This window comes from Enterobacter sp. SA187 (assembly GCF_001888805.2).
Taxonomy (GTDB): Bacteria; Pseudomonadota; Gammaproteobacteria; order Enterobacterales; family Enterobacteriaceae; genus Enterobacter_D.
The window spans coordinates 2598379-2611093 of the sequence record NZ_CP019113.1 but is presented as its reverse complement, the minus strand read 5'-3'; the positions used below and the strand labels follow the sequence as shown (position 1 = coordinate 2611093).

The window sequence follows — 12715 nt, the reverse complement described above, 5'->3', positions numbered from 1 at the left end:
GCTGATGAAAATCTTAGTGGTGGAAGACGATACCCTGTTATTGCAGGGCCTGCTGCTGGCGATGCAGTCCGAAGGTTACGCCTGCGATGGCGTCTCTACGGCGCGGGAGGCCTCGCAGAGCCTGGCGATGGGGCATTACAGCCTGATCGTACTGGATCTGGGACTGCCCGATGAAGACGGCGTGCATTTTTTGCAGCGACTCCGCCGCGAAAAATGCGCCCTGCCGGTGCTGGTGCTCACGGCGCGCGATACCGTTGAGGATCGCGTATCGGGACTGGATGCGGGCGCGGATGACTATCTGATGAAGCCCTTCGCGCTGGAGGAGCTCAACGCCCGCATCCGCGCCCTGCTGCGCCGTCAGCATAATCAGGGCGACAGCGAACTGACTGTGGGCGATCTGCAACTGAATGTGAATAACCGTCAGGTGAAGCTGGCGGGCAGGCCGCTGGAGCTGACGCCGAAAGAGTACGCCCTGCTTTCGCGCCTGATGTTAAAAGCAGGCAACGCGGTGCACCGGGAAATTCTATACAACGATATTTACAGCTGGGATAACGAACCGGCCACCAACACCCTGGAAGTGCATATTCATAATCTGCGCGACAAAGTGGGTAAAGATCGCATCCGTACGGTGCGGGGCTTCGGCTATCTGCTGGTAAAAACGCCGGGAGAGCAGTAAAGCATGAATTTCCGACACTGGACGCTGCGGCGTCGCTTGCTGCTGACCATTGGCACCATTCTGGTGGTCTGCCAGCTGGTGAGCGTGTTCTGGCTGTGGCATGAAAGCAAAGAGCAGATCCAGCTGATTGTGGAAAGCGAGATCTACAAAGCCAACAATCACAGCAATATTAAACATGAAGTGCACGAAGCGGTCGCCAGCCTGCTCATCCCAAGCCTGGTCATCATCGGCCTTGCGCTGGTGCTGTGCTTACAGGCGATAAAACGCATCACCCGCCCATTAAAAGATTTGCAGCATGAACTGGAGATCCGCACGCCGGACAATCTGCAACCCATCGCGCTGGAAAAACCCGTGCCGGAAGTCGAAGCGGTCACCACGGCGATCAACCAGCTGGTGGGCCGCCTGACGGTGACTCTCGATCGGGAGCGCCTGTTCACCGCGGACGTGGCTCACGAGCTGCGCACACCGCTCGCCGGGCTGCGGCTGCATCTGGAATTGTTGTCGAAAAGCCATGCGATTGACGTCAGCCATCTCATTTTGCGCATTGAGCAGATGACGGAAAACGTCTCGCAGTTGCTGCAACTGGCACGGGTGGCGCAGTCGTTCTCGGCGGGAAGCTATCAGCAGGTGATGCTGATCCGCGATGTGATCCTGCCCTTGCAGGACGAACTGCTCACCATGGTGAGCACACGCCAGCAGAAATTAGTGTGGCCGGAAAACGCCGGGGATATTGCGGTGAGCGGCGATGCGCCGCAACTGCGCGTTCTGCTGAGAAATCTGGTGGAAAACGCGCACCGTTACAGCCCGGAGCTGGCCACCATTACCCTCACCGTCAGCGATGACGACGCCCCTGTACTGGCCGTTGAAGATGAAGGCCCCGGCATTGATGAAGCCTCCAGCCACGAGCTGAGCAAAGCCTTTGTGCGTATGGACAGCCGTTACGGCGGCATGGGGCTGGGTCTGAGTATCGTCAGCCGTATCGCCCAGTTACATGACGGGGAGTTATTTTTACATAATCGCCACCCAGGACCTGGGCTGCGTGCAGGGGTACGGTTTCCGGATGCCCGCGCTCAGGCGGCGCTCAGACGGTAAACCAGGTATGCAGGAAGCTGGCGACGATCATCAGCGTGGCAGCAAGGGCGAGTAATTGTACGGAAGTTATTTTTTGCATGGCACTGTCCTCATTAAGCTGAGGACAGTGTCGCTGCGCAAGATTAAGGTTAGATTAAGCCGTATGAATAAATGCGTTACGATGTGATGCCCCTCTCATTCTCCGTTTCGTAACGCGTTCCGAAAGCGGACCAGCGCGCCAGCACCGCGTACAGTACCGCCATCACGAAGCAGCTCAGATTAAACAGCACCCAGGGCGCATACTCCAGCGTCGCCACGCCGAGGGTTTTCGCCATAAACATCCCTGAAATGGTCCAGGGGAACAGCCCTTCCAGCAGCGTCGCGCCGGACTCCATGGCGCGGGACATGTTTACCATATGCAGCTTTTTGGTTTTAAAGCAGGGATCGTACATGTTTTTGACGAGGAAAAAGCTGATCACCGCATTGCCGGTACAGGCCACCAGCAGCGAGCTGGTCAGCATGGTTGCCAGCACGGTGCTGGTCACCGAAGTGAGCTTTTTCACCAGCCGCTGCAAAATAACGTTAAGCCCGCCGGACACGTCCAGCGCCGAGGCAAACAGAAAAGCGCACAGCATCACCACAATCGGGCTGACCATAGAGTACATCCCGCCCCGGTTAAGCAGCGTGTTGATATTTTTACTGGTCGCCTCGTTCATCGGCACCGAACTGAAATCCGGGATCATGCTGGTGTGAAAGCCATTAATCGCCGCCTTAACCAGATCCGCCAGCGCGAACGGCTGCGCAAAAGCGGCAAGACCGAGCGCCATAAACGACGAGGCGACCAGCACAATCACGGTATCCCATTTGCGCATGGCGCCGACAAATACCAGCAGCGCCGGGACCATCAGCAGTGGGTTCAGCCAGAATAGCTGCTCAAGGGCATTTTTCATGACCGGAATGGTGTCCAGTTGCAGCGCCTCTGTCGCCTGCAAATCCGAACCGGCAATCCAGAAGCCGAGACAGGCGAACAGAAACGCCGGGACCGAGGTGTACATCATGTGGCGAATGCTCTGGTATAGCTCCGCCCCTGCCGCCAACGCCGCCATGTTGGTGGTGTCGGACAGCGGTGAGAGCTTATCGCCAAAGTAAGCGCCGGAGATCACCGCTCCGGCGGTCACCGGCAACGAAACGTTCATGGCGGCCGCCACCGCCACCAGCGCCACGCCAATGGTGCCCGCCGATCCCCATGAAGTACCGGTAAAGGTTGAGATGCACACCGTCACCAGAAAGGCCGTCAGGTAAAGATAGGCCGGATTGATAATTTCCAGGCCGTAAAACACCATCAGCGGAATGGTGCCGCTGACCATCCAGCAGCCAATTAACATGCCGATGGTAAGCAGGATCAGCATTGCCGGCACGGCATCTTTTATTTTGCCGATAAACGTCTGCATGATCTCCTGCCAGCCTGCCCCGTAATAGCGGGCAAAAAAGCCGGAAACAATAGTGATGACAATAAGAATGAATTCTACCGGATAATTTAACATACCGATGCCGGTAAAAAATACGATAAAGACTACCGCTAATAACAGCATCGCAGCGGTAAAGCCCGGTTCCCTGTTAGCGTTCATCATCTTTCCTGTATATTTAGCAGTTTTTAATGGCGCTAAAAGCGCGATGCAAATCGGCGATCAATAATTGCGGACTTTCCTGGCCGACAGAAATACGGATTAATCCTGCCGCCATACCGTCGCGGGCAATATCTTCCTCGTTATAACCGCGATTGGGGGAAATAATTAGGCTTTCATAACCGCCCCAGCTGCATCCGGGTTTGAAGATTTTACAACTATCAATAAAGGTTTTTACTTTCTGAAAGCTGCCGTCACGTAATTCAAAACTGAATAAACCGGAGAGCCCGTACATTTGCGCGGCAATTAATTCCCGGCTGCGTGTATCCGCCACCGCCGGGTGACAGAGTTTTTCCACTTCTTCGCAGTCCGACAGCCAGGCCAGTACCGCCAGCGTATTTTCCTGATGCTGCTTCATGCGCAGCGGCAGCGTGCGCAGACCGCGGATCACCAGCCAGGCGCTGTCCGGTGCCAGCACCGCGCCAAGCAGCTGATGGGAAAAATCGCGGATCGCGTCAATATGCTCGCGGCGGCCCACCACCGCCCCGGCGGTTAAGTCACTGTGGCCGCCAATGTATTTGGTGCAGGAGTGCAGCGTCAGATCGAAGCCGAGCGTCAGCGGCTTCTGGAACAGCGGCGTAGCCCAGGTGTTGTCAATAACGGTGATAATGCCGTGCGCTTTTGCCAGCCGGGCGATGGCGCGCAGATCCACCACCCGCATGGTCATGGTGCCGGGGGATTCGGTATAGATAATCCGCGTGCCGGGGCGGATTTTTGCCGCGATGTCCGCCGCTTCGCCGCTCAGTACCACGTCAAAGGTAATGTTAAACCGCGCCTGCATTTGCTTAACCAGTGCCAGCGTCGGACCATAGACGTTATTAGCGAGGATAATGTGATCCCCGCTGCGCAACAGCGCGAACAGCGTGGCGGCAATCGCCCCCATACCGGAGGCAAAGGCTTTGCAGGCTTCGCCCCGCTCAAGGGCGGCGAGTTTATTTTCCAGCAGTTCCGTGGTGGGATTCAGCCCGCGGGAATAAATATAACGCTCCGCCTCGTGCTGCATGTCGTCACAATAGCGCTGATAATCCTGCTGCACGAATAAACTGGTTTTCACCAGCGGTGGGCTGACCGCGCCATAATTTTTATGATGTTCTTCGTTAATACCTGAACAGGTAAGAACATCATCCATGGCATATTCATTTTCTCTTAACAGACATTTTACCGATTCCATTCTCTTTTCCTGGTTTTTACGGGAGGGATAATAAAAACCAGCTTAATAAAAAAGCGCAGAAAAGATCCTGCGTATTTTGCCATCAATTAATGCAGGGAGGCATTTATGCAAAGCTCAGCGTTATTCAGATCACAGCAATTAAAAATAGGGATTGGGGTTAATTAATGGGATTAATAAGAGCGGTAAATAATATTATGTAGCATTATTATTCCGCCCAGTCTTCAAGGATCAAACCCGGTATCCGCGCAAATTCACGTATATTATTAGTCACCAGAATAACATTGGCGGCGATAGCATGTCCGGCGATAGCGGCATCGTTGGCACCAACAGGCGTACCCGCCGCCGCCAGCGCAACCTTGATCCTGGTGGTGGCATCAACGGCAGCGCGATCCCAGGGCAGTATGGCATCGAGGCGGGCGCAGAACGCCTGCACCAGCTGCCCGTGCCGCGGTGAGGCTTTTTTACCGATAGCGCCAAACTGCATTTCTGCGTAGGTAATAGCGGATACCACAATACGGTTGCGGCGCATTACAGCCTGCTCCAGCCGTGTTAATACCGACGCTGGCTGCTCACGCATAATAAATGAGCAAATATTGGTATCCAGCATGTAGGTCATGCTCATAATTTAAAACGTCCCTCGTCGCTGACGATATCTTCACGCTCCTGCATGAAATCCTTGTCGGCTTTTTCTTCCTGCGAAAATGAACCCCAGGAGGGTTTAACTGGTCGCAGGATGATGGTGTCGCCTTCCCTTATGATTTCCAGTTCGTTCACGCCGTCAAAATCCAGATCACGGGGCAAACGTATTGCACGGTTATTGCCATTTTTGAATATCGATACCGTTCTCATCTTTTACTCCTCCCGGGCAGGGACAACTGCATTCAGAGAAGTATATGCCTGGCATATGCTGAGGCGCAATAAACAAACCGCGCTATACCATAGCGGCATAGCGCGGCCGGGATCAGGACGCCGCGATAAACAATTCCCGCAGCTGGTGCAGCTGGTCGCGCACGGCAGCGGCTTCTTCGAACTCCAGATTTTGCGCGTGCTGCATCATCTGCGCTTCCAGTTCGTGGATCTTCTGCTGCATCGCTTTTGGCGTCAGCAGGCGTTCCAGGCTCTCTTCCACCACCGGCGAGCGGGACTTACCGCGGCCTTTCGCTTTGGTTTTCGCGATGTTCTCGCCCAGCGCCAGAATATCCACCACTTTCTTGTTCAGACCCTGCGGCGTAATGCCGTGCTCGACGTTGTACTGGTGCTGTTTCTCGCGACGACGTTCGGTTTCGCTGATGGCTTTCGCCATCGACGCGGTGATGCGATCGCCGTAGAGAATGGCTTTACCGTTAACGTTACGCGCCGCGCGACCGATGGTCTGGATCAGCGAGCGTTCAGAACGCAGGAAGCCTTCTTTGTCGGCATCGAGGATCGCCACCAGCGACACCTCCGGCATATCCAGCCCCTCACGCAAGAGGTTAATGCCCACCAGCACGTCAAATTCGCCAAGACGCAGGTCGCGGATGATCTCCATACGCTCCACGGTATCGATATCTGAGTGCAGATAGCGCACCTTTTCGCCATGCTCTTCGAGGTACTCGGTCAAATCCTCGGCCATACGTTTGGTGAGCGTGGTGACCAGCACACGCTCGTTGATGGCGACGCGCTTGCGGATCTCGGAAAGCAGATCGTCCACCTGGGTCGCCACCGGGCGCACTTCGATAATCGGATCCAGCAGGCCGGTCGGACGCACCACCTGGTCGACAATATCTTCCCCTGATTTTTCCAGCTCGTAAGGACCCGGCGTCGCCGACACGTAGATGGTCTGCGGCGCCAGGGCTTCGAACTCTTCAAATTTCATCGGACGGTTATCCAGCGCCGACGGCAGACGGAAGCCATATTCCACCAGCGTCTCTTTTCGCGCGCGGTCGCCACGGTACATGCCGCCGATCTGCGGGATGGTGACGTGGGATTCGTCCACCACCAGCAGGCCATCCGCAGGCAGATAGTCAAACAGCGTTGGCGGCGCTTCCCCCGGCCCGCGACCGGAAAGGTAGCGGGAGTAGTTTTCCACCCCGGAGCAATAGCCCAGTTCGTTCATCATTTCGAGGTCAAACTGGGTGCGCTGCGTCAGGCGCTGCTCTTCCAGCAGTTTATTATTAGCAAGCAGGGTCTGACGGCGGTCGGCGAGATCGACTTTGATCTCTTCCATCGCCTGCACGATACGTTCGCGCGGCGTTACATAGTGCGTTTTCGGATACACGGTAAAGCGCTGGATAGACGATTCCACATGCCCGGTAAGCGGATCAAACAGCGACAGGCGCTCCACCTCTTCGTCGAACAGTTCGACGCGCAGCGCCATATCGTCGGATTCCGCCGGGAAAATATCGATCACTTCGCCGCGCACGCGGAATGTGCCGCGCTGGAACGCCTGATCGTTACGGGTGTATTGCAACTCCGCCAGGCGGCGCACGATGGCGCGCTGATCGATGATCATACCGGTGGTCAGGTGCAGCATCATTTTCAGGTACAGATCAGGATCGCCCAGACCGTAAATGGCCGATACGGAAGCCACCACCACCACGTCACGACGCTCCAGCAGGGCTTTGGTCGCCGACAGACGCATCTGTTCGATATGCTCGTTCACCGACGAATCTTTTTCGATAAAGGTGTCAGAGCTCGGCACATAGGCTTCCGGCTGGTAGTAATCGTAGTAGGAGACGAAATATTCCACGGCGTTATCCGGGAAGAACTCTTTCATCTCGCCATAGAGCTGCGCGGCCAGGGTTTTGTTAGGCGCCAGCACCATGGTCGGACGCTGAAGGTCGGCGATCACATTAGCGATGGTGAACGTTTTCCCTGAACCGGTTACCCCCAGCAAGGTTTGGTGCGCCAGTCCGTCTTCCAGCCCTTCTTTCAGGCGACGGATGGCCTCTGGCTGATCGCCAGAAGGTTTAAACGCAGAATTCAGTTTGAACGGTTTACTCATGAACGGCTACCTGGTGGAGGAATGAGCGGGCAGGTGATTAATTTTACTCGCGACGGCGATTTTTGCCAATAAAAAATACTGGATGAAAAACCAGTATCAGGCTAGTTTATGAAAGTGGAGGCGTAAACCTGCGCGCGCAACGGGCGGGACTTTATCCTGCCTGCGGCATAAAACGCTGCGCTAAAAAGGTTATCCCCAAAAAGTTTTCCTATTTAACATTTGTCAAGTGATGTCATGAAAGTTTTGTGGCAGTCAGTGACACTTTTTTTACAGGCATTGCTTTTATACAAGTTATTGATATTAAATAAATATACTGAAAAGCCGCGTTTCGCATCAATTCATGTCCAGGCCGCATGAACTCTCGCTTCTCACGTGTTTTCTAACTCTAATGCACATGGTTATCCACAGGAATAGTGGATAACTCCCGCCAGGCCATATCCCCTGCCGCTCAGCAAATTCCCGGTTTCAGGCGAGACGGCAATAACAAAAAATTTTTATCACTAAATTTTGCGTGGAACAAAGTGTGCCGTCGGGTAAAAGCCTGGCGATTCGGTGACCAAACCGTTTCGCTGATGCACCCTTTTCGCCTGCCACGCACCCACAGCGTGCAGGATTTTCTGCGGTAATCTCAGCGTGCGGTAAATTCCCGTCTTTTTGGTCATCCTGCTCCGAAAAATACGACTTTTGTCGGAGGTGGCAAGTCTTTTGCAACATCTCGTTTACAGAGTCAGCGCCAGTAGCCACCAGCAACAGGAGAAGCCCGATGTTACGTCTACGCGCAGTAAATCAGTATTACGGCGATCAGCATACGCTGTGGAACGTGGATTTAGATTTAGTGCCCGGCACCTGTACCACGGTGATGGGCTTACAGGGGATGGGGAAAACCACGCTGGTAAACTGTATCACCGGCAATCTGCCCATAGAGAGCGGCAGCATTATCTGGCAGGAAGCCAGCGCCCCGCCGCTGGATCTGTTACAGGTGACGGCGGCGCACCGCACGGCGATGGGGATTGGTTATGTGCCGCAGGATCGGCGGATCTTTTCCCAGCTGACGGTCGAGGAAAATCTGCATATTGCGATGCTGGCGGCAGGCGAGCCGGGCTGTGCGGTGACACCGGCGATCTACGATCTCTTTCCGGAACTGTACGCGCTGCGCCAGGTAAAGGGCGCGGGCTTGTCCGAAGACGACCAGTATCAGCTGGCGCTGGCCCGCGCACTGGTCACCCAACCGCGTTTGCTGATCCTTGATGAACCGACGCGGGGCGCGGGCCAGGCCTTTATCCATAAGCTCGGCAATTTACTGGTGCGGCTGAATCAGGATCTCGGCATGACCATCCTGCTGGCGGAGCAGCATTTGTCGTTTATCCGCCGCGTTGCCGACCGCTTCTGCCTGCTGCATCGCGGGCGCAACGTGGCGCAGGGGCATGTGCATCAGTTAGATGACCAGCTTATTTCCCACTGGATGACGCAGGATCAAGACCGCTGAGATCAAGATAATGACCGTTTTGCCGTTCCAGCGGCGCGTCTGCAAGCCAGGGGATCTCCCCCAGAAAAGGGGCGGGCAGCACGCGTCGCAGCGTTTCCAGATACTCCGCATGACGTTTGCCCGGCGGCTGCACGTCGTTGGCGATCCAGCCTGCCAGCCGTAACCCCGCCTGACGTACCGCCAGCGCGGTAAGCATCGCATGATTAATACAGCCGAGCTTCACGCCGACCACAAGTATTACCGGCAGCGCTTCCTGTCTCACCCAGTCCGCATAACTCTGGCGTTCTGTCAGCGGGGTGAACCAGCCGCCAGCGCCTTCCACCAGCACCCAGTCCGCCTGTGTTTCCAGCGCGCGTAAGCCTGCTGACATCACGCCAAAATCAATGGGGATCCCCTGATCGGCGCTGACGATATGCGGCGAGGTCGGCTCGGCAAAGATATAGGGATTTACCGCCTCATAGTCCAGCGTCAGGCTGGCGTGGCATTGCAGGGCCAGCGCGTCGCTGTTGCGCAGCCCGTCCAGGGTCATCTCGCTGCCGGAGGCCACAGGTTTATAACCCGCAGTGCGTTTTCCCCGCGCGGTTGCCGCCTGCAACAGCGCGCAGCTGGCGACGGTTTTCCCCACTTCGGTGTCCGTACCGGTGACAAAATAGCGTTCAGTCACGTTCAATTACTCCCCAGAATAGTGAATATGTCAGCGGATAGCGTCCCGCGCGTTGCGGCCACGCCAGCTGCAGGCGTTGCAGTTGTCCGCGGGTCAGCGCCTGGGCCTGACGCCCTTCATGCAGATGCGTGGCGCCGATGCCCTTCAGCGAACGCATGGCGCTGAGCGCATCGTCAAAATCCAGCGTGATATGCGCGAGCCCGCTGCGGCCGCGCCAGCCACTCACCGTGTCAGTCAGCTGCTGCGCCGGTAAAAAACGGTTGGCGTGCGGGTGATGATCCACCGCCTGCCAGGCCTGATTCAGCTCCGGCAGGGAGCCTGCCGCCAGCGTGGTAAAGGCCACCGCGCCACCGGGACGCACCACGCGGTTCAGCTCGCTTAACGCCTGATGCAGATCGTCACACCACTGCACCGCCAGATTGCTCCACGCCAGGTCAAACTGCGCGTGGTCAAAGGGCATCGCTTCAATATCTGCCAGCACATAGTGATGCGCGGCCTGCTGGCGGCGGGCTTCGTCGAGCATGGGCGCGGAGAGATCAAGCGCAGTCACCTGCGCGCCCTGCTCACGCCAGTAACGGCTGAGGGTTCCCGGACCGCAACCGGCGTCGAGCACCCGTTCAACGGATCGTTCACCGGTCATCGCCAGCAGCAGTTCGGCGCTTTGCGTCTGCAATTGCGCATGATGGGCATAGCCCTGCGCGGCGCGGCCAAAGGCGGCGGCGACCGCAGATTTATTCACCGGCGTCATGCAGCGCCTCCAGCAAACGATCAATGTCCTGCGGTTCATGATCTGCCGTCAGGGTCAGCCGCAGACGCGCGGTGCCCGGCGGCACGGTGGGCGGGCGGATCGCCGTCACCCAGCAGCCCGCCTGCCGCAGCCGCGCGGCCAGATCCAGCGCCCGTCCGTTATCGCCGACGATCAGCGGCTGAATGGCGCTCTGTGACGCGGTCATGCTGACATCCAGCGCCTGCGCGCCTGCGCGAAAACGGTCAATCAGCGCGCCGAGTTTTTCCCGCCGGGCAGCGCCGTCGGCCTGGCGGATCACCGCCAGCGAGGCGCTGATGGCCATCGCCTGGGCGGGCGGCATGGCGGTGCTGTAAATCAGATGGCGGGCAAACTGCACCAGGTAATCTGCCAGCGCCTCGCTGCACAATACGGCCGCGCCGCTGACGCCAAAACCTTTGCCGAAAGTGACGATCAGCAGTTCCGGGCGGATGCCTGCGGCGTGACAGCTGCCGCGTCCTTCCGGCCCGGTGACGCCGGTGCCGTGGGCATCATCCACCAGCAGCCAGGCGGACGCGCTTTGCGCGGCGGCGGCAATTTCCGCCAGCGGCGCGCTGTCGCCGTCCATGCTGAACACCCCTTCGGTGATCACCAGCTGTTGTCCGGCGCAGGGCTTATCCAGCAGCCCTGTCAGGCTTTGCACGTCATTGTGCGCATAGCGCCGTAGCTGCGCCGGGCTGAAGGCCGCTGCTTCCAGCAGCGAGGCGTGGCTGAGCTTGTCGGCGACAAGCCGGTCATCCTCACCCGCCAGCGCGGCGATCACCGCCTGGTTGGCGGCGAAACCGGAGATAAACAGCAGCGCGCGCGGGTAGCCCAGCCAGTCCGCCAGCTCCGCTTCCAGCGCCTGATGCGCCCCGGTGTAGCCGCTGACGTGCCCGGAGCCGCCGCTGCCTACGCCATAGCGTTCCGCGCCCTGCTGCCAGGCGCGGATCACCTGCGGATGCTGGCTGAGGCCCAGATAGTCATTGGAGGAAAAGTTACAAAAGCGCTCGCCGTCGTGTGTCAGCCAGCGCCCGGCACCCTGCTCCATCACGCGCCGGGTGCGCAGCGCCTGCGCCGCGCGACGTTTGTCGAGCGCCGTATCGATGCGCGTCTGCCAGCTCATACCGCCGCCGCGTTGTAATACTGGTCGGTGTCGGCGTTACGCAGTTGTTGTTCAAGCTGATACTGCTGCTCGTTATCACCATTGACGACGTCGGTTTGCTGCGGATTAAGACCCAGCTTGCGGAACAGCTGCACGTCTTTATCCTCTTCCGGGTTTGGCGTGGTCAGCAGTTTGCAGCCGTAGAAAATGGAGTTCGCGCCGGCCATAAAGCACATCGCCTGCGTCTGCTCATTCATCTGCTCGCGCCCGGCGGAAAGACGTACAAAGGAGGTCGGCATCATGATGCGCGCCACGGCGATGGTGCGGATAAAATCGAAAGCGTCCACGTCGTCGTTATCCGCCAGCGGCGTGCCTTTCACCTTCACCAGCATATTGATCGGCACGCTTTCCGGCGGCGTCGGCAGGTTCGCCAGTTGCAGCAGCAGACCGGCGCGATCGGTGACGGTTTCACCTAAGCCCACGATACCGCCGGAGCAGACTTTGATCCCCGCATCGCGCACTTTATCCAGGGTGTCGAGACGCTCCTGATAGGTGCGGGTGGTGATGATGTTGCCGTAAAATTCCGGCGAGGTGTCGAGGTTGTGGTTGTAGTAATCCAGCCCGGCGGCGGCAAGGCGCTGCGCCTGACTGTCTTCGAGGGTGCCGAGCGTCATGCAGGCTTCCAGCCCCATCGCCTTCACGCCCTGCACCATCTGCTCCAGATAGGGCATATCGCGCTCGTGCGGGTTTTTCCACGCCGCGCCCATGCAGAAGCGCGTCGAACCGGCCGCTTTGGCTTTACGGGCTGAATCCAGCACCTGCTCCACCTCCATCAGCCGCTCGGTGGCCAGCCCGGTTTTATAGCGCGAGCTTTGCGGGCAGTATTTGCAGTCTTCCGGACAGGCGCCGGTTTTGATCGACAGCAGCGTACTGACCTGCACCTGACGCGGGTCGAAATGCTGACGGTGTACGGTTTGCGCCTCGAACAGCAGATCGAGCAGCGGTTTATTAAAGAGTTCGGTGACTTGCGACAAAGTCCAGCGGTGAGCCATGGGGCGTCTCCAAAGGTGTGTTACGTTTTGATTTGGTGTAGACTCGTAAACCTAAATGT

12 protein-coding genes are annotated in these 12715 nt (G+C 57.6%); 3 read left to right on the top strand and 9 right to left on the bottom strand.

Annotation, left to right across the window (positions count from 1 at the left end; translation table 11 throughout):
* Positions 1-4: 4 nt before the first annotated feature.
* Positions 5-676, top strand: coding sequence for a two-component system response regulator PmrA (gene pmrA / locus BMF08_RS12490; RefSeq protein WP_072569420.1), 672 nt, complete (start codon positions 5-7; stop codon positions 674-676).
* Between the two features lie 3 nt (positions 677-679).
* On the top strand, positions 680-1768 hold the full coding sequence (gene pmrB, locus BMF08_RS12485) for a two-component system sensor histidine kinase PmrB (protein ID WP_072567890.1): 1089 nt from the start codon (positions 680-682) through the stop codon (positions 1766-1768).
* Between the two features lie 155 nt (positions 1769-1923).
* On the opposite strand, the gene nhaC is transcribed toward pmrB, so the two are convergent.
* From nhaC to uvrB, 5 genes are all read right to left on the bottom strand, one after another.
* On the bottom strand, positions 1924-3378 hold the full coding sequence (gene nhaC / locus BMF08_RS12480; protein WP_072567889.1) for a Na+/H+ antiporter NhaC: 1455 nt from the start codon (positions 3376-3378) through the stop codon (positions 1924-1926).
* Positions 3379-3391: 13 nt separating this feature from the next.
* Positions 3392-4603, bottom strand: coding sequence for a trans-sulfuration enzyme family protein (locus BMF08_RS12475; RefSeq protein WP_083580906.1), 1212 nt, complete (start codon positions 4601-4603; stop codon positions 3392-3394).
* Positions 4604-4808: 205 nt separating this feature from the next.
* Positions 4809-5225 (bottom strand): type II toxin-antitoxin system VapC family toxin, encoded by a 417-nt coding sequence (locus tag BMF08_RS12470; protein WP_072567888.1) that lies wholly within the window; start codon positions 5223-5225, stop codon positions 4809-4811.
* Entirely contained in the window at positions 5222-5452 is a 231-nt protein-coding gene (gene vapB / locus BMF08_RS12465) for a type II toxin-antitoxin system VapB family antitoxin (RefSeq protein ID WP_072567887.1), read from the bottom strand. Before vapB ends, BMF08_RS12470 begins: the two co-directional genes overlap by 4 nt.
* Positions 5453-5564: 112 nt before the next feature.
* Positions 5565-7586 (bottom strand): excinuclease ABC subunit UvrB, encoded by a 2022-nt coding sequence (gene uvrB, locus BMF08_RS12460; protein ID WP_072567886.1) that lies wholly within the window; start codon positions 7584-7586, stop codon positions 5565-5567.
* 763 nt (positions 7587-8349) lie between these two features.
* Between uvrB and BMF08_RS12455 the strand changes: the two genes are divergently transcribed.
* The gene (locus BMF08_RS12455) at positions 8350-9072 is read left to right on the top strand and encodes an ABC transporter ATP-binding protein (RefSeq protein ID WP_072567885.1); all 723 of its coding nucleotides are present in this window, start codon (positions 8350-8352) and stop codon (positions 9070-9072) included.
* On the opposite strand, the gene bioD is transcribed toward BMF08_RS12455, so the two are convergent.
* The 4 genes from bioD to bioB are packed head-to-tail and all read right to left on the bottom strand — an operon-like array spanning position 9035 to position 12656.
* The gene (gene bioD, locus BMF08_RS12450) at positions 9035-9736 is read right to left on the bottom strand and encodes a dethiobiotin synthase (protein WP_072569418.1); all 702 of its coding nucleotides are present in this window, start codon (positions 9734-9736) and stop codon (positions 9035-9037) included. The two genes, BMF08_RS12455 and bioD, sit on opposite strands and share 38 nt — an antisense overlap.
* Positions 9729-10484, bottom strand: coding sequence for a malonyl-ACP O-methyltransferase BioC (bioC, locus tag BMF08_RS12445; RefSeq protein WP_072567884.1), 756 nt, complete (start codon positions 10482-10484; stop codon positions 9729-9731). Before bioC ends, bioD begins: the two co-directional genes overlap by 8 nt.
* Positions 10468-11625 carry an 8-amino-7-oxononanoate synthase gene (gene bioF, locus BMF08_RS12440; protein WP_072567883.1) on the bottom strand — a complete coding sequence of 386 codons (1158 nt, stop codon included), beginning with the start codon at positions 11623-11625 and terminating at the stop codon, positions 10468-10470. Before bioF ends, bioC begins: the two co-directional genes overlap by 17 nt.
* Positions 11622-12656, bottom strand: a complete 1035-nt coding sequence (bioB, locus tag BMF08_RS12435; protein WP_072567882.1) for a biotin synthase BioB — start codon at positions 12654-12656, stop codon at positions 11622-11624. The genes bioF and bioB overlap by 4 nt, the downstream gene beginning before the upstream one ends.
* Positions 12657-12715: the final 59 nt, after the last annotated feature.